We start from the raw sequence: 24,458 nt of genomic DNA, 5'->3' as shown, positions 1-24,458 counted from the left end.
GAACTCGAGGTCTTCCGAGCGCCCGCAGCCTACCCGGAGCGGAGCATTCCACGGAGCCGTGTCCGAATTGCCCCCTGCCGGACCCCTGAAAGCCTCTGACATATGCCTACAGCACCACCGTATCGGGTATTGCAAAACCACTGACGGGCGCTCGCTCCCTGTGCAACAGTCGTTACCGGCCCTTCCACAGATCCACCGGATCCACCGGATCCGTCAGAGTTGGCCGCGCCGCGCATGTATCGGAGTACGTGATGCCGTCCCCCCTCTCCGCGGACCGTTCCGCCGCCGACCGACCGCCGCAGCGCGGCACGGTCGAGGCACTGATCTCACAGACGCGGCGGCTGCGCGGCGACATCGACGCCGTGCGCCGTGAGACGGCCGACGAGGAGCGCGCGGGCGACCCCGAGCTGCGCTGGCAGCGGGCCCTGTGCGATCTGGCCGCGCACCATCTGGACGGCCTCGGTGAGCACCTCGACCAGCTCCGCGCGGGGCTGCCCGCCGACGTCCCCGTCGACGGGCCCGCCGAGCTGTCCGCGGGGGCACCCGCCCCCGCACGGCCCGCGGCGCCGGACCCCGGCCGCGCCGGGAGCGCCGAGTGGAATCTCCTCAACGACGAGGTCACCTGGTCCGACGAGCTGTTCGAGCTCTTCGGCCGACGGCCCGAGGACGGGGCGCCGACCCTCGACGAACTGCCCTCCTGGCTGCTGGAGGAGGACCGGGGACTGCTGTCCGCGATGGTCACCGACTGCCTCGTGGACGGCAAGGCGATCGACGGCGAGTTCCGCGTCGTGCGCGCGGACGGCGCCGTGCGCACCGTGCACATGATGGGTGAGCCGGTGCTCGACGCCGACGGCGCCACGGCCTCCATGTGGGCCGTGCTGCGGGACGTCAGCGAGCTGCGCCGCAGCCAGCGGGAGGTGCACGAGACCCGTGACTTTCTCCGCCGCGAACGGCACATCGCGCAGGCCGAGCGCCGGCTCGCGGTCGAGCTCCAGGAAGCCGTGCTGCCACCGTGGCGCGGCTCCCTCCGGCTCCCGTACGACGGGCCCCCCGCCGTCGGCCTCGCCGAGGCACCGGGCGTCCTCGATCTGGCCGCGCACTACCTCCCTTCCGCCAGCAGCGCCCTGATCGGCGGCGACTGGTACGACGCGATGCAGCTCCCGGACGGGCGGACGCTGCTGAGCGTCGGCGGTCTCACCGGACACGGGGTGACCGCCACCTCCGGCATGGCCATGCTGCTCGGCGCGCTGCGCGGCATGGCGGTCGCCGGGACCGAGCCGGGCCCCCTGATGGGCCTGCTCAATCGCCTGCTCGACGCCTCAGCCCAGCCCGCGCTGGGCAGCGCGGTGTGCTGCCGCTACGACCCGCGCGAGCGCACCCTGCTCTGGTCACAGGCCGGCCACCCCGCCCCTCTGCTCTTCCGGAACGGCCGGGGCCGGGCACTTCGGCCCCCTGAGGGCGTGCTGCTCGGAGCGGTCGCCGACGCCGCGTACGCCCAGGCCGAAGAGCGCCTGGAGCCGGGTGACGTGCTCGTTCTGCACACCGAGGGGCTGTCGCCCCGCCGCACCACGCCCGACACCGATCCGGGCACCGAGCGACTGCTGGAGCTGGCACCGCGCTTCGCGATGGCGAGAAGCGCGCAGGACGGTGTGCGCGTGGTGCTGGAGGAGTTCGGCGGCGAGGCGCGCGAGGACGACGCCTGCGTGCTCGTCGCCCGCGTCGGCTGCTGACCACGCGGCTCGTCACACGCTCGCGCTCCTGCCTTTTCCCGTGCCCTTCCCCGGGCCCTTCGGCAGGGCCCGCTGGATCTCCTGGCGCAGATCCTCGATCCGGGCGAAGCCCGCGTACTTCCCCGTGAGCCGGTACATCTCGCGCAACCGGTCCCAGGTGCGGTGGGAGGAGGTGTCACCGATCGAGGCCAGGGCCAGCCGGGCGTAGGTGTCGGCCTGCTCGGGGTCATTGCCGAGGAGGCAGGCGGAGGCCATGGAGATGTAGTCGAAGATCTTCGAGCGCAGGGTGTCGTTCCCCCGCAGCGCCAGCGCCTGTTTGGCGTGCCGCTGGGCGATGGCCGCGGCCCCCGGCTCGTGGTCCGCGAGCGTCCGGTACGCCAGGGCCTGCATCCCGTGGAGCTCCATCTCGTGGAAGGACTGCATCCAGCTCGGCGGCGGTACATCGCCCTTGTCCGACGCGAACAGCTCTTCCGCCTGACCCAGGGTCCGCCGCATGGCCTGGCCACGCCCCATCGACGCCTGCGCCCAGGCCTCGATCGTGTACAGCATGGCCCGGGTGCGCGGCAGCGTCTCGCTGCCGGAGCCGGACTTGGCGAGCTTCATCAGGTCCAGGGCGTCGTCCGGGCGGCCGAGGTGGACCATCTGCCGGGCGGCCCGGGAGAGCGCCTCTCCCGCGCGCGGCCGGTCGCCGCCCTCGCGGGCCGCGTGCGCGGCGATGACGAAGTACTTCTGCGCGGTGGGCTCCAGGCCCACGTCATGGGACATCCAGCCCGCCAGCACCGCGAGATTCGCGGCGACGCCCCAGAGCCTGCGCTGGAGGTGTTCGGGGTGGCGGTAGGAGAGCATGCCGCCCACCTCATTGAGCTGGCCGACCACCGCCTTGCGCTGCAGCCCGCCGCCGCGGGCCGCGTCCCAGGCGCGGAAGACGTCGACCGAGCGCTCCAGGGCGTCGATCTCGGTGGAACCCACGGGCGCCGCCTCGTAGCGGTCGAAACCCGCGGCGTCGGCGTACGCGCCGTCCCTGCGCAGCGGGTCGTCGAGCCGGGGGGCGTCGGAGGTGAGAAGGGGGTCGGTGTGCAGCCAGTCGTGCATGGCGCTGCTGAGTGCTGATCCTGCGGAGAGCGCGGCACACGCGCCCACCAAGCCGCGTCGGTTGAGCATGAGGTCCATTCCCGTGAATTCGGTGAGGACCGCGGCCGTCCGCTCGGGCGCCCAGGGCAGTCCGTCGACGGACTGCCCCTTCGTCGCGCGCCCGCGCCGGCCGAACCCGAGATCCTCAATGGTCACGACACGACCGAGACGCTCGGTGAACAGGGCGGCCAGCACCTTGGGCACGGGATCCCGCGGGGACTCCCCCATGTCGATCCAGCGCCGAACCCGCGAGGTGTCGGTCGCCAGCTGCGGATGTCCCATGACAGCCGCCTGCCGGTTCACGAGTCTCGCCAGCTCGCCCTTGGTCCATCCGGCGAGGCCGAACAGATCCGCCAGGCGGGTGTTGGGTTCCCTTGTCACGTCAAGCCCCCAGGTTCCTCGGCTGACTTGAAGGTATCGGCCCGTCATGGGCCAAGCGAGTATTCGCCAGGCTTCGCCAGGGTGCGCCAGATGGTGTGCCACCGGCGGCCGGGTGTGATGTAGGAACGCGCAACCCCGGCCCCCGCCGACCGGAGGGCATTCCCCAGGGTGCACCGGACCCCAGGGGCCGGGATGCGCGGCAACTCGTCGGCACACGAAGGGATCTGTTCCGCCCATGTATGCAGCATCGACCTCCGTGTCCGCGCCGCCCCGACCGATCCGACCGCAGCAGAGCGGCGGAGGGCCGTATCTCGACCCCTCCCACGCCGCGGGAGCCGCGTTCGGGGCGGGCCGGGCCCGGCGGGCCCCGGGGATCGGCGCCCAACCGCTCAGCGGAAGAATCGACCTGTCCGGCCCGCAGGGGACGCAGCTGCGCGCGGCCATCACGTCGGTGCACCGCATCTGTCCGGAGTTCAACCCCGTCCAGGTACTGCGTCGCAGCGCGCGTTCCGTCCTCCTGGTCGGGACGACCGGACGCTCGACGGCCGTGGCCAAGTGCTTAACTGATCACTCTCCGGCCTGGGCCGAACGATTCCGGCACGAAATAGCCACATATCGCGCATTCGTGCGCCATCGCCCGCCCGTGCGGGTACCCCGGCTCATCGCAGCCGATCCGGACAACTGCACACTCGTCATCGAGCGGATGCCCGGCCGCCCGGCCGCCGGCCAGCGGCATCCGGTGGACTCCCCGCCCCGCGCCGATGTGCGGGCGGCGCTCGGCGCGATCTGCCGGGTCAATCTCTGGCGGCCACCGGCCGGCATGTTCGACATGCCGCTGGACTACGGCAAGCGCATCGCCCGCTTCCATGAGCTCGGCCTGCTCACCGACCGTGACCTGGGCGATCTCCAGAAGCTGCTGCACGGACTGGCGCATGTGCAGGGGCAGTTCTGCCACGGCGACGCCCTGCTGTCGAACATCCTGCTCTCGCCCGCCGGGCCGGTGCTGGTCGACTGGGACCAGGCCGGCTGGTATCTGCCGGGGTACGACCTGGCCACGCTGTGGACCGTCCTCGGCGACGCCCCGGTGGCGCGGCGTCAGATCAGTCAGCACGCGCAGGCCGCGGGGCCCGCTTCCCGTGACGCCTTTCTGGTGAATCTCATGCTCGTACTGACCCGCGAGATCCGTACGTACGAGACCGCCGTGCAGCGTTCCATGCAGGACCCCACGCCGTCGGGGCCCGGCATGGCCGATGCCGGAGAGGAGCAGCGGCTGCTGCTGCGCCGGCTGCACGACGACTGCGCGCTGGCCCGGCGGGCCGTCCGGGCGGCGGTGGGTACCCGCTGAGCCCGGCGGGCCCGCCGCGCCCGGCGTGCGGCGGGCCGGGATTCTCCCCGCATTCACCGCATTGGAGCAGCACCGCCGCACAGACCGAACGCCCGTGCCGGGAGAACGCCCCGACACGGGCGTTCGGCACGTCCGACACCGGCTCATCACGGTGATTGACGGATCGTCGGATTGCGGTTACCTCTGGAAAGTCCGGTCCCGCACGCCTGATCGCGCCCCTACCATCCCAGCGCATGGCACGGCCCGTCCCAAGGAGGCTGCATTGCGAGGATCCGCCGCGGAGTCATGGAGCACCCCACCGACCCGCCCCCGTAGACGTCCGCGCGGACGTCCCCTTCGATCCTGCCGTACCCTGCGGGCGGCCGGCGCCGTCGCGTCGGCCGCCCTGCTGTTGCCCGTGCTCGCGGCCGCGCCGAACGCGACCGCCGGGCAGCCGGGCTCCGGAGCGCTGCAGCGAGCGTTCGCCGATGCCTCGGCCAAGTATCACGTCCCCCAGAGCGTGCTGCTGGCTGTCTCCTATCTGGAGTCGCGCTGGGACTCCCACGGCGGTGCCCCGAGCGTCACGGGCGGCTACGGCCCGATGCACCTCACCGACGCGGCCACGGCCCTGGCCGGGGCCCCGCACCACAGCGAGGCCGGGGAGGACGCCCGGGGTGACGCCGCCCGGCCCCGCGCTGCCGCCCGTGCGGCCGTACGGACGACCACGGCGGGCCCGCTCCCGGCCCGGCTGCGCACCCTGGAGCGAGCCGCCGCGCTGACGGGGCTGTCCGGCACGGCGCTGCGGCAGGAGACCTCGGCCAATGTCCTGGGCGGCGCGGCGCTGCTGGCGGCCGCGCAGAAGCGGCTGGGGCTGCCGCCGAGCGAGAGCCCCGCCGACTGGTACGGCGCGGTGGCGAGCTATTCCGGCGCCTCGGACGCGGCGACCGCGGCCACCTTCGCCAACGACGTCATGGACGTCATCCGCACCGGCGAGCGGCGCACCACCGACGCGGGCCAGCAGGTCACACTGGCCGCGACGCCGCGGCTCGCGGCCCGTACGGAGCAGGTGCGGCGGCTGGGCCTCGCGACGCCCCCGGCCACGGGGGTCGAATGCCCGCCCACCGTGGCCTGCGAGTCGATCCCCGCGCCGTACGAGAAGCTCGAGGGCGACGACTACGGCAATCACGACCTGGCGAACCGGCCGACGTCGCAGAAGCCCGATTTCATCGTCATCCATGACACCGAGGGGTCGTGGGAGACCTCGATCAAGCTGGTGAAGGATCCGACGTACGTCTCCTGGAACTACACCGTGCGCTCCTCGGACGGCCATATCGCGCAGCACGTGCCGACCAAGGACGTCGCCTGGCACGCGGGCAATTGGTATGTGAACGCCAAGTCGGTCGGCATCGAGCACGAGGGGTTCCTCGCCCAGCCCGACGCCTGGTACACGGAGGCGATGTACCGCACGTCCGCCCGGCTGGTGAAGTATCTGGCGCACAAGCTGAGGATCCCGTTGGACCGGCAGCACATCCTGGGCCACGACAACGTCCCCGGCACCACCACCGCGACGATCAGGGGTATGCACACCGACCCCGGCCCGTACTGGGACTGGGCGCACTACTTCGCGCTGATGGGCAGGCCCTTCCAGCCCACGGGCGGCCCGTTCGCCGGCATGGTCACCGTCGCGCCGTCCTACCACGACCACCAGCCCGACTACACCGGCTGCGTCAAGCCCGGTCAGGCGTGTGTCCGGCACGGTTCGGGAGCGGTCCGGCTGCACACCGGGCCCGGGCCGGACGCCCCGCTGGTGAAGGACATCGGTCTGCGCCCCGACGGCGGCGCCTCGACGATCGACGTCAACGACACGGGTGCCCGCGCCTCCACCGGACAGCAGTTCGCGGTCGCCGGTCACCGGGGCGACTGGACCGCCATCTGGTACCTGGGCCAGAAGGCGTGGTTCCACAACCCGTGGGACAGGCCGACGGCGCTGGACGCCTACGGCAAGGTGGTCACGCCCAAGCGCGGCCGGCCGAACGTTCCGGTGTACGGGCGCGCGTATCCGGAGAAGGAGGCCTATCCGGCGGGTGTGCCGGTGCAGGCCGTCTCACCCCTGCCGTACAAACTGCTCGCCGGTCAGGCCTATGTGCTGGGCCAGCGGTCGCCGAGCGAGTATCTGTGGGCGTCGACCTTCGACGAGAAGGGCCACCAGGTGATCCGCGGCAAGGACACGTACTACGAGATCCAGTTCGGGCACCGGGTGGCCTTCGTCAAGACCACCGATGTGGACGTCCGGCCCTCGAACCGCTAGCGGGGAGCGCGAACGAGCCCGGCACGGTGATCGTGCCGGGCTCCGGTGTGCCGGGGAATACGGGACTCAGCCCTGCTGGAACATCTCCGCGGGCAGCGGCTTGAGGAGCTGGTACAGCTCGTCGGTGATGGGGCGGTCCCAGCTCGCGATGGTGACGAGCACACCGTCGCTGCGGTCGAACTGGGTGCAGGAGATACGGCCCTCGGAGCACTTCACGCGCCGCACGATGAGGAGGTTGTCCTCGTGCATGACGGGGATGTCCTCGGTGCCCACCACGTGCACGGGCTCGTCGTTGCCCAGCGCCGCCAGGAGCTGCGCGACCTCGAACGGCACCTGGTCCTCGTCCAGCTCGCGCGCCGGGGAGCCCTCCGGCAGATTGCCGATGATCATCGCCGGGCCGCGCCCGCCGAAGAGGTCGTAGCGGAGGAAGACGCCCTGGCAGGTGCCGTCGGGCGCGGGCAGCAGCCCGGCCCCGAGGTCGCCGGGCCAGTCCCCCGGGTCCATGGCGAGGACGTCGAAGTCCGGCCCGGTGGGCGTGGCTGCGCTGCGGCGGCGGAGGAACGACATGCCCACATCGTACGTGCCCGCGGCCGGGCCGCCGTCCCGGGGAACCCGGCGTGGCCCGCTCCCGCTCAGGCGGCCTCGGCGGCGAGGGTCTCCAGCAGCTCCACGGCCTCCGCGGCCCGCTCGTAGGGCACGAAGAGGTGGTCGTGATGGCAGCCCGCGACGACGTTGCAGCTCAGCCCCGCCCGGGCCAGGGCCTGGGCCACGGCGGCGGTGAGGCCGACGGCCTCCAGGGCCGAATGAACCCGCAGGGTGATCCAGCCGGCGACGTACGCGTACGCCAGGCCGGCGGCGTCGGCCTCCTCCTTGCGGAGCACGAGGGTGAGTCCCTCGTCCTCGGCCACGGTCACCACCGGCTTGACGCCGACCGGCGCCGGGCCGGTCACCACGGTGAAGACATAGCGCCCGGGGTTGAGCCGCGGCCGCATGCCGCCGAGCAGTTTCGTCAGATCGCGTTCTCCCGCCATGCCGTCACCCTACGGGGGTGACGGTGCCGCCTGCGGCGGCGAGCGCCCCGGCGGGAGCGTCACCGCCGCGCGGCGGGGGCGCGGGCTAGGTGAGGTCGAACTCGCCCTTTCGCGCGCCCACGACGAAGGCGCGCCATTCCTCCGGGGTGAACACGAGCGAGGGCCCGGTCGGGTTGCGGCCGTCGCGCATGGCGATGTAGCCCTCGACGAAGGCGACCTGCACGTCGCCCGTCCCTTCGCTGCTCGACTGCCAGGTGGCCTTGCCGAGGTCCAGCTCCGGCTGCGCGCCGCCCGTCAGTCGCCCCGGACGCTGTTCCCTCAGGTGACCCGTCATGCTGTCCGCCACGTCTGCGCTCCTCCCGGTTCGTCGTCGTCCCGGGGCCACAGTAGCGAGCGCGGCGGGTGGCGGACAGGCCGCCGGGGAACGCCCGTACTCCCGTCAGGTCGTGGGGGGTTCGGCGGCGACCAGCCACATGGAGAAGAACTGCGCGCCCCCGCCGTAGGCGTGGCCGAGTGCCTTGCGGGCGTCCGCCACTTGGTGCTCGCCCGCCCGGCCCCGGACCTGCAGGGCGGCCTCGGCGAAGCGGAGCATGCCGGAGGCGCCGATCGGGTTGGTGGACAGGACGCCGCCGGAGGGGTTGACGGGCAGGTCGCCGTCGAGTGCGGTCACCCCGGCCTCGGTGAGCTTCCAGCCCTCGCCCTCCGCCGCGAAGCCGAGGTTCTCCAGCCACATCGGTTCGTACCAGCTGAACGGCACGTACAGCTCGACGGCGTCGATCTCGCGCCGCGGGTCGGTGATCCCGGCCTGGCGGTAGACGTCGGCGGCGCAGTCCTTCCCCGCGCGGGGCGAGACGAAGTCCTTGCCGGCGAAGAGCGTCGGTTCGCTGCGCATGGCGCCGCCGTGCAGCCACGCGGGCGGGTGGGGGGCGCGGGCCGCGCCCGCGCGGTCGGTGAGGACCATGGCGCAGGCCCCGTCGGAGGAGGGGCAGGTCTCGGAGTAGCGGATCGGGTCCCAGAGCATGGGCGAGGAGCGGACCTTCTCCAGGGTGATGTCGTGTTCGTGGAGGTGGGCGTAGGGGTTCTTGAGGGCGTTGCGGCGGTCCTTGTAGGCGACGAGGGAGCCCACGCCGTCGGGCGCGCCGGTGCGGCGCATGTACGCCCGGACGTGCGGGGCGAAGAAGCCGCCCGCGCCGGCCAGCAGGGGCTGCTGGAAGGGGACGGGCAGCGACAGGCCCCACATGGCGTTGGACTCGGACTGCTTCTCGAAGGCCAGGGTCAGGACGGTCCGGTGGACGCGCGCGGCGACGAGGTCGGCGGCCACGAGGGCGGTGGAGCCGCCGACGGAGCCCGCGGTGTGCACCCGCAGCAGCGGTTTGCCGACGGCGCCGAGCGCGTCGGCGAGGTAGTGCTCGGGCGTCATGACGCCCTCGAAGAAGTCGGGTGCCTTGCCGATGACGACGGCGTCGATGTCGGACCAGGTGAGCGCCGCGTCGGTCAGTGCGCGGCGGGCGGCCTCGCGGACCAGTCCGGCGATGGAGACGTCGCGGCGGGCGGCGGCGTGCCGGGTCTGCCCGATTCCGACGACGGCCACGGGTTCTCGGGTCATCGGGTCTCTCCTTCCAGGACCGCGACGAGGTTCTGCTGGAGGCACGGGCCGGCGGTGGCGTGGGCGAGGGCGCGGTCGCTCGCGCCGCGGTGGATGCGGGCCGCGGCCTCGCCGAGCCGGATGAGGCCGGCGGCCATGACGGGGTTGGCGGCCAGGGCGCCGCCCGAGGGGTTGACGGTGACGTCGTCGCCCAGCCGTAGCGCCTTGCGCAGCACGATTTCCTGCGAGGTGAAGGGCGCGTGCAGTTCCGCCGTGTCGACGGGGGCGTCGAAGACCCCGGCGCGCGTCGCGGCGAGGCGGGTGGAGGGCGAGTCGGTGAGATCGCGTACGCCGAGGGCGTGGGCCTCGACGCGGTGGTCGATGCCGCGTATCCAGGCGGGCCGGTCGTGGATCCGGCGGGCGGTGCCCCCGGCGGCGAGGACGACGGCGGCGGCGCCGTCGCCGATGGGCGGGCAGTCGCGGACGCGCAGCGGCGCCACGACGTAGTCGTCCGCAGCCCCCGTGCCGCGCGCGATGCCCGGCGGGCCGGCCGCGCGGTTTCTCGCGGCGATGTCGGCGAGGGCGCGTTCGTCGGTCTCTCCCGCGTCGATGAGCGCCCGTGCCTGGAGGGCGGCGAGGGCGACCGGGTCGGGCCACAGGGGGGCGAGGTAGTAGGGGTCGAGCTGCCGGGTGAGGACGTCCCGGACGTCACCGGCCGAGGAGGTGCCGTAGGCGTAGACGAGCGCGGTGTCGGCCGCGCCGGTGAGGATCTTGACCCATGCCTCGTACAGCGCCCAGGCCCCGTCCGTCTCCACGTGGGACTCGGCGATGGGCGGCCAGGCCCCGACGCCGTCGAGGGCCATGGTGAAGGAGAAGGCGCGGCCGGCCAGGTAGTCGCTGGACCCGGAGCAGGTGAAGTCGATGTCGCGGGCGGTGAGTCCGGCCTGTCCGAGGGCGTCGTGGAGCACCGGCATGAGCGTCTCGACCTCGGACAGTCCGTCGGTGCGGCGCCGGTGGGCGCTCTGCGCGAAGGCGACGATCGCCACGTGCCTGGCGGCGTGCGTCACAGCAGCTCCTTGTACGTCTCGTACTCGGCGTCGGGTTCGTCGGCGGGGCGGTAGTGGTCGGGGTAGCGGGCGCCGTCGGTCCATACGGGCTCGACGCGCAGCCCCATGCGCACCCGGTCGTAGGGGATGCCGGCGATGCGGCCGTGGAGGGCGAGGTCGGCGCCGTCGAGGGCGATGTGGGCGTAGACGTAGGGGACTTCGATGTCCAGGCCCTTGGCCTTGATGTTGACGACGCAGTACGTGGTGACGGTGCCGCGCGGGCCGACCTCCACCTCTTCGTCGGTGGCGACACCGCAGGTGGGGCAGGCGCCGCGGGGCGGGACGTAGACCTTCCGGCAGGCGGGGCAGCGTTCACCCACGGTCCTGCGGTCGGTGAGGGCGGTGAGGTAGCGGCTCTGGGCGCGGCCGGGCGTGTAGGTGTAGTCGAGGCGGGCGGGCGTGGTGACGGTGGTGACGGGGTCGGCGAACACGCCCGGCGGGGAGGCGGGGGTGGTGGGCTCGGTGGCCCCGTCGTCGTGCGGCTCGAAGCAGGCGATGTCGGTGATCGCTCCCGTTCGCTGCGGGGCCCAGCGGATGCGGACCCGCATCCCGGTACGCACGGTGTCCGGGCCCGGGGCGTCGAGGGCGTGCAGCAGGGCGGTGTCGGCGCCGTCGAGGCGGACGAGGGCCCAGGCGAAGGGGGTGCGCAGCGGCTGGCCGCGGCGGGGGGCGGGGTTCCAGGCCCAGGTGGTGACGGTGCCGGTGGCGGCGACCTCGACGAGGTCGCGGATCTCCTCGGCGGTGCGGGGGTCGTACTCGACGGGGGGCACCAGCACCTGCCCGTCGGTGGTCCGGACGCCGAGGACGGTCCGCTCGCGCAGCCCGGTGAGGAACGCGCTCTGTACGGGGCCGAGGGAGCGGGTGAAGGGGAATTCCACGACCAGGGGGGCGGTCAGGGGCTCGGGCATGGCGGTTGTTCTCCTTCGGCGGCCGGCTCAGGTGCGCCGGTAGACGGCGGGGCGCTTCTCGGCGAAGGCGCGGGCGCCTTCCTTGGCGTCGTCCGTGTCGAAGATCGGCCAGCCGCGCCGGAGTTCGAGGGCGAGGCCGTCCTCCTCGCTCATCCCGGCGGTGTCGTGGACGCAGGCCTTGACGGCTTCGACCGCGAGCGGTCCGTTGGCGTTGATGAGTTCGGCGGTCGCCAGGGCCGCTTCGAGGGCCGTGCCGTCGGGGACGACGCGTCCGATGAGCCCGATGCGTTCGGCTTCCGGAGCCGGGTACGGGCGTCCGGTGAGCAGCATTTCCAGGGCGTGGGTGCGGGGGATCTGGCGGGCGAGGCGGACGGTGGAGCCGCCGATGGGGAACAGTCCGCGGCGCACTTCGAAGAGGCCGAAGACGGCGCTCTCGCCCGCGATGCGGATGTCGGTGCCCTGGAGGATCTCGGTGCCGCCTGCGACGCAGGGGCCCTCGACGGCGGCGATGACCGGTTTGCGGGGGCGGTGGTGCCGGAGCATGGCCTTCCAGTGCAGGTCGGGGTCGGCGTCGAGGCGCTCGCGGTAGACATCGCGGGTCTGGCCCCGGCCGGCGAGGGCCTTGAGGTCCATGCCGGCACAGAAGGCGCCGCCGGCGCCGGTGAGGACGACCGAGCGGATCGCGTCGTCGGCGTCGGCCGCCAGCCAGCCGTCGTAGAGCCCGACCAGCATCGGCAGTGAGAGGGCGTTCTTGGCTTCCGGCCGGTTCAGGGTGAGCACGAGGGTCGCGCCGACGCGCTCCGCGGTGAGGTGCGGGGTCCCGCCCATGACAGTTCTCCCGTCTCGAGACGGAGAACAGGTTGCAGGAGGCGGGGGCCGGGTTCAATAGATTTCTGACTTCCCGTCAGTTTTCTTGGGTGAACTCCCTTCCCCCCTCGGCCCCCGGACGCTCTAATGACCGCCGAGCCCCTGTTCCCCCGGTCGGGCCCCGGTCAGGAGGAGACGTGGACTACAACCTCGCCGATCTCTTCGAGTCGGTCGTCGACACGGTGCCGGACCGGGAGGCCCTGGTCCATCTCGACCTCCCGGGCGGCGGCGCCGAGCGGCGGCTGACGTACGCGCAGCTGGACACGGCGGCCAACCGACTGGCCCACCACCTCCGAGGCAGCGGGATCGGGCCGGGCGCGCATGTGGGGCTCCACCTCTACAACGGCGTCGAGTACCTCCAGACCGTATGGGCCTGTCTGAAGATCCGGGCGGTGCCGGTCAATGTGAACTACCGCTACGTGGACGATGAGTTGGCCTATCTCTACCGGGACGCCGATCTGGCCGCCCTGGTCTTCGACGCGGAGTTCACCGGCCGGGTCGCGGCGGCCGCACCCCGGGCCGAGCGGCTGCGGCATCTGGTCCGGGTGGGCACGGCCCCCGAAGGCGCCGCAGAGCCGCACATCGCCCCCGTCGGCTTCACGGCCGCCGAGGCGTCGGGGGCGCCCTGGCGCGACTTCGCACCGCGCTCGGGCGACGACCAGTTCATCATCTACACCGGCGGCACCACGGGGCTGCCCAAGGGCGTGATGTGGCGGCAGGAGGACCTGTTCTTCTCCGGCCTCGGCGGCGGTGCGCCGACCGGCGTGCCGGTGAAGCGGCCGCAGGAGGTGGCCGAGCGGGTCGCGGCGGGCGGCGAGGGGCTCGTCTTCTTCCCCACCCCGCCGCTGATGCACGGCACTTCCACACTCACCTCGTTCATCGCCTTCGACTTCGGGCAGAAGGTCGTCCTCCACCGCAAGTACGCGGCCGAGGAGGTGCTGCGCACCGTCGCGCGCGAGCGGGTGACCAGCCTCTCGCTGGTGGGCGACGCGATGCTGCGGCCGCTGGTGGACGCGCTGTCCGGGCCGCTGCGCGACACCGACTGCTCCTCGCTGCTGACCGTCAGCAGCTCCGGTGCCGTCCTCTCCGACACCGTGCGCGCCCAGTTCGCGGCGCTCCTGCCCCAGGTGGCACTGCTGAACAACTTCGGCTCCTCCGAGTCGGGCTTCAACGGCACCGCGACCGAGGACGCGGGGCCCCTGCGGGGCTTCCGGTTGCGCGTCAACGACCGCACCGCCGTGGTGGATCCCGCGACCCGCGAGAGAGTCGCAGCCGGCGAGGTGGGGCGGATCGCGCAGCGCGGCCATGTGCCGCTGGGCTACTACAACGACCCCGTGAAGACCGCCGAGACGTTCTTCCGGGCGCACGGCGAGCGCTGGGTGCTGCTCGGTGACATGGCGACGGTCGACGAGACGGGCGTGGTCACGGTCCTCGGCCGTGGCTCGCAGTGCATCAACACCGGTGGCGAGAAGGTGTATCCGGAGGAGGTCGAGCAGGCCCTCAAGGCCCATCCGGATGTGTACGACGCACTGGTCGCGGGCGTGCCCGACCCGAGGTGGGGCCAGCGTGTCGCCGCCGTAGTCCAGCCCCGTGAGGGTGCCGCGCCCCTGACGGCCGACGCCGTACGGACCCACTGCCGGGCCCGGCTCGCGGGCTACAAGATCCCGCGCGTCGTCGTCCTCACCGACCACGTCCGGCGCTCCCCCAGCGGCAAGGCGGACTACCGGTGGGCGCGTGAGGTGGCGCGGGCGGCGGCCGGGGGCGACGGCGGGGACGGCATCGAGGCGAAGGCCTGACGCGCACCCGCCGGTCCCCCCTATCCGCCGAACAACGAGGGAAGCTCGCCGGGCGGTCGTGGCGAGGCCAGGTGGTACCGGCCGCAGCTCATCGACCAGTCCAGGTTGCCCCGGATCCACGCCCCCAGGCCCCGGACGTACCGGGCCAGCCGTGCGTCCCCCTCCTCGGCCAGCGGCTTGGCCAGACGGTCGAACCGCTTCATCTGTTCCTCGCACATGCCCACCGCCCTGTCCAACGCCTCCGCCAGGGAGCAGTTGAAGTGACCGGCCAGCACGGTGATCAGATTGATGTGGCCCGGCCAGTACAGTTCGCGGATGCCTGAGAGAACGTCGTGGGTGTAGGCGATGGCACGGGCAGCCGCCTGCTCGCACAGGCGTACATCGCGCCTCGCCCACACCGGGCCCGGCAGATAGCAGTCGTCGGCCAGTTCGATGATGACGAAACACACGCCGCGCATCAGGATCGTGGACTCCCGGAGCCGGAGGTACTGGCCGAGGTCCGGCGCGATGCCCTTGGCGCGGTAGATCGCCTCCGCCGCCACCGCGCCCAGATACCGGTTGAACCCGTCGGCGACGCGCTCCACCTGCTCCGGGTCGGCCGCCATACGGGCCAGTCTGCCGCGCAGGTCCACCAGGGCTTCCAGATAGGGCTCGGGGACCGTGGGGGTCTCGCGCCGGCTGTGCAGCACCCGCTGCGACCACAGGATGTGCTCGGCCAGCTCCTCGATCCTGCCCTGCGCCGGCGCCCGTTCGCAGAACCGGTCGTCCTGGAGGAACAGCCACACCATCAGCTGTGCCGCCAGCACCGCTCCCTCGAGCCCGCCGTGCGGGTAGGTCAACGCGCCCAGTTCACCGAACCGGGCCTCCCGGGCCATGACTTCCTCGGCGGGCGTGGTGATGTAGCCGAAGCGCCGCATCCAGGTGACGGTCCGCTCGGTCACCTCCTTCTCGTCCGGGTGGCACGCCGGGGCGACGGGGCACCAGAGGTGTGGTGCGCGGAGCCCCGCCGCCGGGTGCGTCGGATCAGTCGGCGGCAGGGTGGGCGGGGCAGCGGCGCGCTGTGGTTCCATCGGCGGCCTCCTGGTGTCCCTGGTCTCGGATGCCGCGTGGCTCGACCGTCAGCTTCAAGGGGACGGGTGAGAGCGTCATGCGCAGCAGTGGCGCCGGGTCCGGTGTGCCGGGGACCTTCGCGAGAGCGACCCGGGACAGGACGACGGCGGCGGCCAGCGTGGCCTCGGTGATGCCATAGGTGTCGCCGATGCACTTGCGGGTGCCGGAGCCGAACGGGATGAACGCTGCGCGCTGTTCGGGGCGCACCTGACCGGGCAGCCAGCGGTCGGCGGAGAAGCGTTCCGGGTCGGGGAAGACTTCGGCGTCCCGGTGCAGGCAGTAAGGGCTGAACATGACTTCGTCCCCCGGCGACAGAGCGGCGCCTTCGAGGCGGACATGCCGGGTGACCTTACGGCTGAGGACCGAGACCGACGGATACAGCCGCAGGGTCTCGGTGAGGGCCCGGCCCAGGCGGGGCAGGCGAGGAACGTCGTCGTGGGCGGGGGCGCGCCCGGCCAGTACGGCATCCACCTCCCCGTGCAGGTCCTTCTCCAAGGTGGCGTCCCGGGACAGGACGCAGAACATCCACGCCAGCAGGTCCGCGGTGGCGGGGATGCCGCCGATCATGAGGGTGGCGATCTGATCGCACACCTCCTCGTCGGTGAAGCCCCGCCCCCGGTCGTCCCTGGCGGACATGATCATGGAGAGCCCGTCGTCCAGGCCGGCTCCGCGGGCCCGGTAGGCGGCGACCATCCGGCCGATCAGGGAGCGCGCGGTGACGCGGGCCCTGGCAAAGCGGCGATTGGCCGGCAGGGGGGCCTTGTGCACCAGACCGACGGGGATGACCATCTGCCACCACATGCCGGGCATCAGGACGGTGTAGGCCTCTTCGATCTCGAGGGTGAGCCGCGCCTGGGCGGGGTCCGAGAACAGGGTGCGGGTCAGGGCACGGCAGGCCAGCCGGCGCATCTCCCGGCAGACATCCACGATCTGACCCGGCTGCCATGAGGCGACCATGTCTTCGGCGCACTCGACCATGGCGGTGGTGTAGGAGTCGATGCACGGCCGGCGGAACGCCTCGTTCATCAGGGGCCGCTGATAGCGGTGGTCCTCCGCCGAGCAGGTGCCGAGGCCGTCGCCGATCAGGGTGCGGGCCGCGTCGACGAACGGGCCGCCCTTGTCGAACCGGTGCTGCTCGGTGACCAGCACCTGACGCACCGGGCCGGGGCGGGTGACGAGGTGGACGAGCTTGGGACCGAGGCGCAGCCGCACCACGGGGGCGAGGGCGTGCTGCTCGAGGAGGAACGGCATGGGGTCGCGCCACATCGGCAGCGTATGACCCAGAAGCGGGAGGGCCTTGGCGGCCGTGGGCGGGATGACGGTTGTAGCGGGCGCGGACATATGGCCCCTTCTTCCGGTCCTGTGATCCCTGCTCCCGAAGGGAGAAGCGCACGCTCCGGGAGGGGAAAGCGCACGACAGAGCCCCTGCGGCCCTCCATGCTGGCGCCGCCCGGCCCGCTCGGTAAGAGCGTGCGCGGTAGCGCGTGAGGGGCGCGGGCCGGGCGGGTCGGCACGCCTTCCCGGGGCGGCAGTTGGATGGGCACAGTGGTGCGGTCAGGGGCAGGACGCGGGCACGAGGGGGCGGCGTGTGAACACCATCAGTGACGTACCCACCGCTCCCGGCGGGCTGCCGGGGGTGGGGCATCTTCACCGGCTCGCCCGGCACCGGCTGCGCTTCCTGGAATCGCTGCGACAGGTCGGGCCCTTGGTGCGTATCCGGCTGGGTACCGCGCCGGTGTACGTGGTGACCGACCCCGCCCTGGTGCATCAGGTGCAGTCGTCCAAGGGACGCAGCTTCGGGCGGGGCAAGCAGTTCCAGCGGATGGTGCCCCTGCTGGGCCACGGTGTGATCACCTCGGACGGGGAGCTGTACCACCGGCAGCGGCGCACCATCCAGAAGGCGTTCACCCCGGCGCATGTCGAACGGCACCTGGTGACCATCCACCGGCAGGCGGAAAAGCTCTGCGCCTCCTGGGAGGAAGGAAGGCCGGTGGACGTGCTGCATGCCATGAAGGGTCTTTCGGTGGCGGTGACGGCCGAGACGCTGTTCTCCGGGCGCATGACCGAGCAGGTCCTCTCCCAGCTGAGCCGGGTGCTGCCGGTGGTGGAGAAGGCCGCGGTCGAGCGCCCGATGATGCCGAAGGTGGTGGACCGGCTGCCGCTGCCCTTTGTGCGGCGCGGCGACGAGGCAATGGCCCGGATGCGTGCCGTGGTGGAGGAGGCGGTGGCCGCCTGCCGGGGGCGGGCCCCGCGGAGCGAGGGCGACATGGTGGCGTGCCTGCTGGCGGCGCGCGATCCGGACACCGGACGGCCGCTGAGCGACGACCTGGTGTGCGACGAGGTCATCGCCATGCTCATCGGCGGGGTGGCCAATGTGCCGGCCACGCTGGCGTGGGCGTGGTTCCATCTGGCGCTGCGCCCCGGGGCCGAGGAGCGGATGCTCACCGAGATCGGCGGGTCGGCCGACGCCCCTTTGACGACGGCGGACCTGAACCGCCTGCCCTACACCCGGGCGGTGATGTACGAGACGATGCGGCTGCACTCGGTCCAGTTGGTGACGCAGCGCACCACCGCCGCCGTGGAACTGGGCGGGGTGATGCTGCCGTGCGGCACCGACACGGCCTACAGCCAGCACTCGCTGCACACCGACCCCCGTTTCTGTCCGCGACCGGCGGTGTTCTCGCCGGAACGGTGGCTGCCGGGGAGCGGATGGGAGCCGGCCCGGCACGCGTTCGTTCCGTTCGGCGGGGGCAGGTTCAAGTGCGTCGGGGACAATTTCGCCTGCGCGGAGATGATGGCGACGCTGGCGGCGGTGGGCGGACGGTGGCGGCTTCGGCGGCCGCCCGGTGTGCGGGTGGGAGTGTCGGTGCGGGAGCCCATCCCCAGCCCCACGGGCCTGAGTCTCGTGCCGCGTCACCGGTAGTGCCGCGTGGTGGGTCCTGCCGGGCTCGCGTCGTACTCCTTGACTACCGCCCCGGGCTGCTGGTTACTTGATCACACAGATGGCTACCGAATGATCGGTCGGCTCGGCAGGGCGGTGGAGCACATGACGGATTCCCGGGGACTTCCCGACGCGGCGGAGCGGCTCTCGCACGAGGAGCTGGCGGCACTGCAACTGAACAGGCTGCGCTCCACACTGCGGCACGCCTACGACCACGTCGACTTCTACCGGCGCTCGTTCGACGCGGCCGGGGTGCGCCCCGAGGACTGCCGCAGCCTCGCCGATCTGGCGCTGTTCCCCTTCACCACCAAGGCCGATCTGCGTGCCGAGTACCCCTTCGGCATGTTCGCCGTGCCCCGGGCCGAGGTGCGGCGCGTCCACGCGTCCAGCGGCACCACCGGCGAGCCGACCGTCGTCGGCTACACCGAGCGGGATCTCGACACCTGGGCCGATGTCGTCGCCCGCTCCATCCGCGCCGCCGGCGGCCGGCCGGGCGAGACGGTCCACGTGGCCTACGGCTACGGGCTGTTCACCGGCGGTCTGGGCGCGCACTACGGCGCCGAGCGGCTCGGCTGCACGGTGATCCCCGCCTCCGGCGGCATGACCGCGCGCCAGGTACGGATCATCGTGGACTTCCGGCCCGAGGTCATCATGGTGACGCCGTCCTACATGCTCACGCTGCTCGACGAGTTCGAACGCCAGGGGGTGGATCCCCGCTCCACGTCGCTGCGGGTCGGCATCTTCGGTGCCGAACCGTGGGGCGAGGGGATGCGCCGGGAGATCGAGGACCGCTTCGCCATCGACGCCGTCGACATATACGGGCTCTCGGAGGTCATGGGCCCCGGCGTCGCCCAGGAGTGCGTGGAGACCAAGGACGGCCCGCACATCTGGGAGGACCACTTCTACCCGGAGATCGTCGACCCCCTCACCGGGGAGCTGGTCCCCGAGGGCGGCCACGGCGAGCTCGTCTTCACCTCGCTCACCAAGGAGGCCATGCCCGTCGTCCGCTACCGCACCCGCGATCTGACCCGGCTGCTGCCCGGCACCGCCCGCCCCGCCTTCCGCCGGATGGAGAAGATCACCGGCCGCAGCGACGACATGGTCATCCTGCGCGGGGTCAATCTCTTCCCCGCGCAGATCGAGGAGATCGTCCTCGGCACCCCCGGCATCGCCCCGCACTTCCAGCTACGGCTGACCCGCGAGGGACGGCTGGACCGGCTCACCGTGCGGGCCGAGGCCCGTCAGGGGGCCACGCCCGAACAGCGGGCGGCGGCGGCCTCGGACATCGTCCGGCGGGTGAAGGACGGGATCGGGGTCTCGGTTGCGGTCGAGATCGTGGCCCCCGAGACCCTGGAGCGGTCGGTGGGCAAACTCAAGCGGATCGTCGACCTGCGCCCGAAGAGCCCGTCGTGATCCGCGCCGTGCGCCGGTGGCGGCCGCCTCTCACGAGCCGAAGCGCTCGCGCAGCTCCCGCTTGAGGATCTTCCCACTGGCGTTGCGCGGCAGCCGGTCCACGAACAGCACGCGCTTGGGTGCCTTGAACGCGGCGAGCCGCTCACGCGCGTAGGCGATCAGCTCCCCTTCACCGACCTTGTCGCGTACGACGACCACGGCCGTGACCGCCTCGATCCACCGCTCGTCCGGCAGTCCGATCACCGCCGCCTCGGTGACGGCCGGGTGCCCGTAGAGAACGTCCTCGACCTGGCGGGAGGCGACGAGCACACCACCCGAGTTGATGACGTCCTTGACCCGGTCGACGACGGTGAAATAGCCCTCGTCGTCGCGGACGGCGAGATCGCCGGAGTGGAACCAGCCGTCGCGGAAGGCCTCCGCCGTCTCCTCCGGCTTGTCCCAGTAGCCCTCGCACAACTGCGGTGAGCGGTAGACGACTTCGCCCGTGGTACCGGCGGGCACCTCGCGGCCCTGCTCGTCCACGACCCGGGCCTCGACGAACAGCACCGGCCGCCCGCACGACTCCAGTCGCCCCTCGTGCTCGTGCGGACCGAGGACCATGGCCAGCGGGCCGATCTCGCTCTGGCCAAAGCAGTTGTAGAAGGCGAGGCCGGGGAGGCGGGCGCGCAGCCGTTCCAGGACGGGGACGGGCATGACGGAGGCCCCGTAGTACGCCTTGCGCAGGGCGCTCAGATCGCGGGTGGCGAAACCCGGGTGGCCGGCCAGCGCGATCCATACGGTCGGCGGGGCGAAGAAACTGCCGACGTGCCCGGCGGAGACGAGTTCGAGGATCCGGTACGGATCGGGGGCGTCGATGACGATGTTCTCCGCGCCCACCGCCAGATACGGCATCAGGAAGACATGCAGCTGCGCCGAGTGGTAGAGCGGCAGCGCGTGGAGAGGCCGGTCCGTCTCCTTCAGATCGAGGGCCAGGACGGCACTGGTGTAGGCGTGCACCAGCGCGCTGTGCGTCATCATCGCGCCCTTGGGCAGCGCGGTGGTGCCGGAGGTGTAGAGCAACTGCGCGAGATCGCCCTCGTCCGGGCCGCCGGCCAGGACCGTGACCGTCCCCGGCCGGGCCACGAGCCGCTCCAGCAGGGATCCGGTGGCATCGCGCAGCGGCAGCGCGCGCACCTCACCCGGCAGCCGGTGTGCGAGGTGCGGGTCGGTGAGCACCAGGGCGGCACCGGACTGTTCGAGGAGGTAGCGCAGGTCCTCACCGGTGAGGTGGTGGTTGACGGGCACATGCACCAGCCCGGCGCGGGCGCAGCCCAGGAAGCCGATCAGATAGGCGTCGGAGTTGTGCCCGTACGCGGCGACGCGGTCACCGGACCGCAGGCCGTGCTCCAGCAGCACCCGGGCCGCGCCGGTCACCGCCTCGTCGAGCTCGCGGTACGTCCAGGCGCGCTCCCCGTACCGCAGGGCGGTCCGCCCCGGTACCCGCCGGGCGCTGCGCCGCAGGACGCCGTCCACCGTGCTCTCGCGTGCTGAAGGCCGTGAAGACATGGCCGGATCCTGCGGGCGCGCCCGGGCCCGCGTCAAGGGCACCGGAGAACACGCACGAGACGGTCAACTGACGGCGCGGCGGCTGCGTCTGACCCCTCGCAGACAACTGTTTCTCCGCTCTTCATAGGGGAGTTCATGGTGCACCTCCGTCACCGCTTACGCGCGCTGACCGTAGGGGGGCTGGCGCTGCTGACCGCAGCCACGGCGCTGCCCGCCTCGGCCGCCGCCCCGGACCGCACGGACAGACCGTCGGGCGGCGGGCTGTCCGCCGTCATCCGCTACACCGAGTACGGAATCCCGCACATCACCGGCAAGGACTACGCCCAGCTGGGGTTCGGCCAGGGCTGGGCGCAGGCCACCGACCAGGTGTGCACGCTCGCCGACGGGTTCGTCACCCTGCGCGGCGACCGCTCGCGTCACTTCGGCGGCGACGCCGCGCCCGACCGTTCGCTGTCCGCGGCCGCCACCAACCTCTCCAGCGATCTGCACTTCCGGGGGCTGCGGGAGGCGAGGACCGTGGAGAAGCTCCTCGACCGGCCCGCGCCCCTCGGTCCGACCCGGCAGGCCAAGGAGCTGATGCGCGGCTGGGCCGCCGGGTACAACGCCTGGCTGCGGCAGAACAGGATCACCGACCCGGCCTGCCGCACGGCGGACTGGGTCCGCCCGGTGACCACCCTGGAGGTGGCGCGACGCCTCCACGCGATCACGCAGCTGGCCGGCCACGGCGCGGTCGTGGACGGCACCACGGCCCCCCGGCCGCAGGACAAGAAGCCCGCCCGCACCGCCGGGGCTCTCGACCCGGCCAAGGCGTCCCGCGAGCTCCTCGTCCGCCGCGGCAACACCATGGGGTCCAACGCGGTCGCCTTCTCCGGCTCCACCACCGCCGACGCACGCGGCCTGCTGCACGGCAATCTGCACTACCCGTGGCAGGGCGGCGCCCGGTTCTGGCAGACGCAGCTGACGATCCCCGGCGAGCTGAACGTCGCGGGCGGCTCGCTGCTCGGCGTGCCGGTCGTCACCGTCGGCCACAACGCGGACATGGCCTGGAGCTACACGGTCGCCACCGGCATGGCCATGAGTGTGTACGAGCTCAAGACCGTGCCCGGCGACCCGTACTCCTACCTCGTCGACGGCAAGCGCGAGCGCATGACCGAGCGCGCGGTCACCGTGCCGGTGCGGGGCAAGGACGGCCGCACCACCGAGGTCACCCGCACCCAGTGGTGGACCCGCTTCGGTCCGGTCACGACCAGCATGGAGGACATTCCCCTGCCGTGGACGGCCGACTCCGTCCACACACTCGTCGACCCCAGCACAGAAAATCTACGGATGACCGACACCTTCCTGGCGCTGAGCAAGGCCCATGGGGTGCGCGGTGTCCAGGACGCGCTGCGCCGCACCCAGGGGCTGCCGTGGGTCAACACCATCGCCGCCGACTCCCGGGGCCACAGCCTCTACACCCAGTCACAGGTGCTGCCGCGGGTCACCGACGAGCTGGCGAAGCGGTGTTCCACTCCGCTCGGCCGGCAGGTCTTCCCGGCCTCGGGCCTCGCGGTGCTGGACGGCTCGCGCCGGGACTGCGCGCTCGGCAACGACCCCGACGCGCTGCAGCCCGGGACATTCGGCCCGGCCGCGATGCCGACGCTGGTCGACGCCCCGTACGCCGAGAACGCCAACGACAGCGCCTGGCTCGCCAACGCGGACCGGCCGTTCACCGGCTACCCCAGGATCTTCGGCGACATCGGCACCACGCGTTCGCTGCGCACCCGCGGTGTCATCGAGGACGTCGCGGCCATGGCCGAGCGCGGCAAGCTGAAGGTGGCCGACCTTCAGCGGCAGGAGTTCGCCAACCGGTCGCACGCGGGTGATCTGGCGGCCAAGGACGCGGCGAAGGCGTGTGCGGCGCTGCCGGGCGGCAGGGCCACCGGCAGCGACGGCAAGGCCGTCGACGTCTCGGCGGCGTGTGACGTGCTGGCCGGCTGGGACCGGACCGTGCGGGCCGGCAGCAGGGGCGCGCTGCTCTTCGACCGCTTCTGGCGCGCTCTGGTCCGCTCCGTTCCGGAGCAGCGGCTGTGGCGGGTGCCGTTCTCGGCGGCCGCCCCCGTCACCACCCCGAACACCCTCAACACCGCGGACCCGGGCTTCGCCAAGGCGCTGGCCGACGCGGTCGGCGAGCTGCGCGCGGCAGGCATCGCGCTGGACGCCCCGTGGGGCGAGCACCAGTTCGTCGTGCGGAACGGCAAGCGCATCCCGCTCTCCGGCGGCGCCCACGCGCTGGGCATCTGGAACGTGATCACGGCCCGCTGGGACGCACAGCGCGGCGGTTACCACGAGGTGGTGCACGGCTCCAGCTACATCCAGGCCGTCGGCTTCGACGGCAGTGGCTGCCCCGTGGCCCGTACGCTGCTGACCTACGGGCAGTCCTCCAACCCGCTCTCGCCGCACTACAGCGACCAGACCGAGCTGTTCTCGGCGGGGCGCATGGTCACGAGCCGGTTCTGTGAGAAGGACATCCTCGCGTCACCGAAGCTCAAGGTGGTGCGGGTGAGCGAGCACTGATCCGCTCCGAACGCGACGGGGGCGCACCGCGCGGCATCGCGCGGTGCGCCCCTGGCCGTGGTCCCGGCGTGGGTCAGACCCAGATCTGGACCGCTTCCAGTCGCAGCGAGCGGCCGGTCGTGCCGACGGTGACGGGGTTGCCGCGCACGGACCCGAGCCAGCCGAGGTTCTGTACGTGCGCCCGGGCCGCCACGGATCCGGAGTTGACGCTGACGGAGAGCGCTTCCATCCGGCGGGACTGGCCTGTGGTCCCCACGACGACGTTGGTGTAGTCCGCGCCGCAGCGGGTGCCCTGCCAGCCGATGCCTTGCAGATGGGCGTTGAGGCACAGGCCGCCGACGTTGCCGGTGGCGACCTCCAGGGCCTCGATGGCTCTGCTCTGGCCCGTGGTGCCGGCGATGCTGCCGTCACAGACGGCCGACTGCCAGCCGATGCCCGCGACATGGGCGCGGTAGCACACGATGCGGGCGTCCGGTCCGTTCGTCGCGCGCTTGCCCAGTTCGGCCCGCACCGCTTCGGCGGCCGTGCGCGGCGCACCGGCCGAGGTCTGGCCGCGCCCGGTGTCCGTGGCGGCCGGGCCCGCGTGGGCGGTGCTCATGCCCGTCGCGCCGAGCACGGCGGTGACGGACAGGGCGAGCAGGGCTTTTCCGCTCTTGGTGACGAAGCCGTTCACAGTGGTGTCCTCCTGTTGATGGGCTGACAGCGGACATGTCTAGCGAGCCGGGG

The 24,458-nt window shown here is 72.4% G+C and carries 19 protein-coding genes; 7 read left to right on the top strand and 12 right to left on the bottom strand.

Annotated features, from left to right (window positions below):
* The first annotated feature begins 251 nt into the window (after positions 1–251).
* On the top strand, positions 252–1,730 hold the full coding sequence (locus AB8O64_RS33000; protein ID WP_370423337.1) for a PP2C family protein-serine/threonine phosphatase: 1,479 nt from the start codon (positions 252–254) through the stop codon (positions 1,728–1,730).
* Positions 1,731–1,742: 12 nt separating this feature from the next.
* Here AB8O64_RS33000 and AB8O64_RS32995 read toward each other — a convergent pair whose 3' ends face one another.
* Positions 1,743–3,242 (bottom strand): hypothetical protein, encoded by a 1,500-nt coding sequence (locus AB8O64_RS32995; protein ID WP_370423336.1) that lies wholly within the window; start codon positions 3,240–3,242, stop codon positions 1,743–1,745.
* 235 nt (positions 3,243–3,477) lie between these two features.
* Between AB8O64_RS32995 and AB8O64_RS32990 the strand changes: the two genes are divergently transcribed.
* Complete coding sequence (locus AB8O64_RS32990; RefSeq protein WP_356455603.1) at positions 3,478–4,587, top strand: aminoglycoside phosphotransferase family protein; 1,110 nt, start codon at positions 3,478–3,480, stop codon at positions 4,585–4,587.
* 262 nt (positions 4,588–4,849) lie between these two features.
* Entirely contained in the window at positions 4,850–6,874 is a 2,025-nt protein-coding gene (locus tag AB8O64_RS32985) for an N-acetylmuramoyl-L-alanine amidase (RefSeq protein WP_370423334.1), read from the top strand.
* Between the two features lie 66 nt (positions 6,875–6,940).
* Here AB8O64_RS32985 and AB8O64_RS32980 read toward each other — a convergent pair whose 3' ends face one another.
* From AB8O64_RS32980 to AB8O64_RS32950, 7 genes are all read right to left on the bottom strand, one after another.
* Positions 6,941–7,441 carry a hypothetical protein gene (locus tag AB8O64_RS32980; RefSeq protein ID WP_130880961.1) on the bottom strand — a complete coding sequence of 167 codons (501 nt, stop codon included), beginning with the start codon at positions 7,439–7,441 and terminating at the stop codon, positions 6,941–6,943.
* A gap of 65 nt (positions 7,442–7,506) precedes the next feature.
* Entirely contained in the window at positions 7,507–7,905 is a 399-nt protein-coding gene (locus AB8O64_RS32975; protein ID WP_361926299.1) for an ACT domain-containing protein, read from the bottom strand.
* An 85-nt stretch (positions 7,906–7,990) separates the two neighbouring features.
* A complete protein-coding gene (locus AB8O64_RS32970) occupies positions 7,991–8,239 on the bottom strand; it encodes a DUF397 domain-containing protein (RefSeq protein WP_370424046.1) in 249 nt (82 codons plus the stop codon).
* 105 nt (positions 8,240–8,344) lie between these two features.
* Entirely contained in the window at positions 8,345–9,511 is a 1,167-nt protein-coding gene (locus AB8O64_RS32965) for a thiolase domain-containing protein (RefSeq protein ID WP_356449801.1), read from the bottom strand.
* Positions 9,508–10,557, bottom strand: a complete 1,050-nt coding sequence (locus tag AB8O64_RS32960; protein WP_370423331.1) for a thiolase domain-containing protein — start codon at positions 10,555–10,557, stop codon at positions 9,508–9,510. Before AB8O64_RS32960 ends, AB8O64_RS32965 begins: the two co-directional genes overlap by 4 nt.
* Positions 10,554–11,504: a Zn-ribbon domain-containing OB-fold protein gene (locus AB8O64_RS32955; RefSeq protein WP_370423330.1), complete on the bottom strand. Its 951-nt coding sequence runs from the start codon at positions 11,502–11,504 to the stop codon at positions 10,554–10,556. The genes AB8O64_RS32960 and AB8O64_RS32955 overlap by 4 nt, the downstream gene beginning before the upstream one ends.
* Positions 11,505–11,531: 27 nt before the next feature.
* Entirely contained in the window at positions 11,532–12,332 is an 801-nt protein-coding gene (locus AB8O64_RS32950) for a crotonase/enoyl-CoA hydratase family protein (RefSeq protein ID WP_370423329.1), read from the bottom strand.
* Between the two features lie 176 nt (positions 12,333–12,508).
* On the opposite strand from AB8O64_RS32950, the gene AB8O64_RS32945 reads away from it, so the two are divergent.
* Positions 12,509–14,167: an acyl-CoA synthetase gene (locus tag AB8O64_RS32945; RefSeq protein ID WP_370423327.1), complete on the top strand. Its 1,659-nt coding sequence runs from the start codon at positions 12,509–12,511 to the stop codon at positions 14,165–14,167.
* A 20-nt stretch (positions 14,168–14,187) separates the two neighbouring features.
* Here the strand turns inward: AB8O64_RS32945 and AB8O64_RS32940 are convergent, their stop codons facing one another.
* Both AB8O64_RS32940 and AB8O64_RS32935 read right to left on the bottom strand, forming a co-directional pair.
* Positions 14,188–15,237: a hypothetical protein gene (locus AB8O64_RS32940; RefSeq protein ID WP_370423325.1), complete on the bottom strand. Its 1,050-nt coding sequence runs from the start codon at positions 15,235–15,237 to the stop codon at positions 14,188–14,190.
* Positions 15,191–16,618: a cytochrome P450 gene (locus AB8O64_RS32935; RefSeq protein WP_370423323.1), complete on the bottom strand. Its 1,428-nt coding sequence runs from the start codon at positions 16,616–16,618 to the stop codon at positions 15,191–15,193. Before AB8O64_RS32935 ends, AB8O64_RS32940 begins: the two co-directional genes overlap by 47 nt.
* A 247-nt stretch (positions 16,619–16,865) precedes the next feature.
* Here AB8O64_RS32935 and AB8O64_RS32930 point away from each other — a divergent pair, with 247 nt between their 5' ends.
* Complete coding sequence (locus AB8O64_RS32930) at positions 16,866–18,200, top strand: cytochrome P450 (protein ID WP_370423321.1); 1,335 nt, start codon at positions 16,866–16,868, stop codon at positions 18,198–18,200.
* Between the two features lie 123 nt (positions 18,201–18,323).
* Positions 18,324–19,631, top strand: a complete 1,308-nt coding sequence (paaK, locus tag AB8O64_RS32925) for a phenylacetate--CoA ligase PaaK (protein ID WP_370423319.1) — start codon at positions 18,324–18,326, stop codon at positions 19,629–19,631.
* Between the two features lie 30 nt (positions 19,632–19,661).
* Here paaK and AB8O64_RS32920 read toward each other — a convergent pair whose 3' ends face one another.
* Positions 19,662–21,176, bottom strand: coding sequence for an acyl-CoA synthetase (locus tag AB8O64_RS32920; RefSeq protein WP_370423317.1), 1,515 nt, complete (start codon positions 21,174–21,176; stop codon positions 19,662–19,664).
* Positions 21,177–21,311: 135 nt separating this feature from the next.
* Here AB8O64_RS32920 and AB8O64_RS32915 point away from each other — a divergent pair, with 135 nt between their 5' ends.
* The gene (locus AB8O64_RS32915) at positions 21,312–23,732 is read left to right on the top strand and encodes a penicillin acylase family protein (RefSeq protein ID WP_370423316.1); all 2,421 of its coding nucleotides are present in this window, start codon (positions 21,312–21,314) and stop codon (positions 23,730–23,732) included.
* 73 nt (positions 23,733–23,805) lie between these two features.
* On the opposite strand, the gene AB8O64_RS32910 is transcribed toward AB8O64_RS32915, so the two are convergent.
* A complete protein-coding gene (locus AB8O64_RS32910) occupies positions 23,806–24,405 on the bottom strand; it encodes a hypothetical protein (RefSeq protein ID WP_370423314.1) in 600 nt (199 codons plus the stop codon).
* Positions 24,406–24,458 lie beyond the last annotated feature (53 nt).

The sequence above is a fragment of the Streptomyces sp. QH1-20 genome, assembly GCF_041283565.1.
GTDB lineage: Bacteria > Actinomycetota > Actinomycetes > Streptomycetales > Streptomycetaceae > Streptomyces > Streptomyces syringius.
The sequence above is the reverse complement of the archived record's forward strand: the minus strand, read 5'-3'. Positions and strand labels throughout refer to the sequence as shown.

Bases quoted from the DNA above. Each gene is read 5' to 3' on its own strand.
- AB8O64_RS33000 (WP_370423337.1), top strand. From the start codon at position 252: ATGCCGTCCCCCCTCTCCGCGGACCGTTCCGCCGCCGACCGACCGCCG.
- AB8O64_RS32990 (WP_356455603.1), top strand. From the start codon at position 3,478: ATGTATGCAGCATCGACCTCCGTGTCCGCGCCGCCCCGACCGATCCGA.
- AB8O64_RS32980 (WP_130880961.1), bottom strand. From the start codon at position 7,441: ATGTCGTTCCTCCGCCGCCGCAGCGCAGCCACGCCCACCGGGCCGGAC.
- AB8O64_RS32975 (WP_361926299.1), bottom strand. From the start codon at position 7,905: ATGGCGGGAGAACGCGATCTGACGAAACTGCTCGGCGGCATGCGGCCG.
- AB8O64_RS32970 (WP_370424046.1), bottom strand. From the start codon at position 8,239: ATGACGGGTCACCTGAGGGAACAGCGTCCGGGGCGACTGACGGGCGGC.
- AB8O64_RS32965 (WP_356449801.1), bottom strand. From the start codon at position 9,511: ATGACCCGAGAACCCGTGGCCGTCGTCGGAATCGGGCAGACCCGGCAC.
- AB8O64_RS32955 (WP_370423330.1), bottom strand. From the start codon at position 11,504: ATGCCCGAGCCCCTGACCGCCCCCCTGGTCGTGGAATTCCCCTTCACC.
- AB8O64_RS32950 (WP_370423329.1), bottom strand. From the start codon at position 12,332: ATGGGCGGGACCCCGCACCTCACCGCGGAGCGCGTCGGCGCGACCCTC.
- AB8O64_RS32940 (WP_370423325.1), bottom strand. From the start codon at position 15,237: ATGGAACCACAGCGCGCCGCTGCCCCGCCCACCCTGCCGCCGACTGAT.
- AB8O64_RS32935 (WP_370423323.1), bottom strand. From the start codon at position 16,618: ATGTCCGCGCCCGCTACAACCGTCATCCCGCCCACGGCCGCCAAGGCC.
- paaK (WP_370423319.1), top strand. From the start codon at position 18,324: ATGACGGATTCCCGGGGACTTCCCGACGCGGCGGAGCGGCTCTCGCAC.
- AB8O64_RS32920 (WP_370423317.1), bottom strand. From the start codon at position 21,176: ATGTCTTCACGGCCTTCAGCACGCGAGAGCACGGTGGACGGCGTCCTG.
- AB8O64_RS32915 (WP_370423316.1), top strand. From the start codon at position 21,312: ATGGTGCACCTCCGTCACCGCTTACGCGCGCTGACCGTAGGGGGGCTG.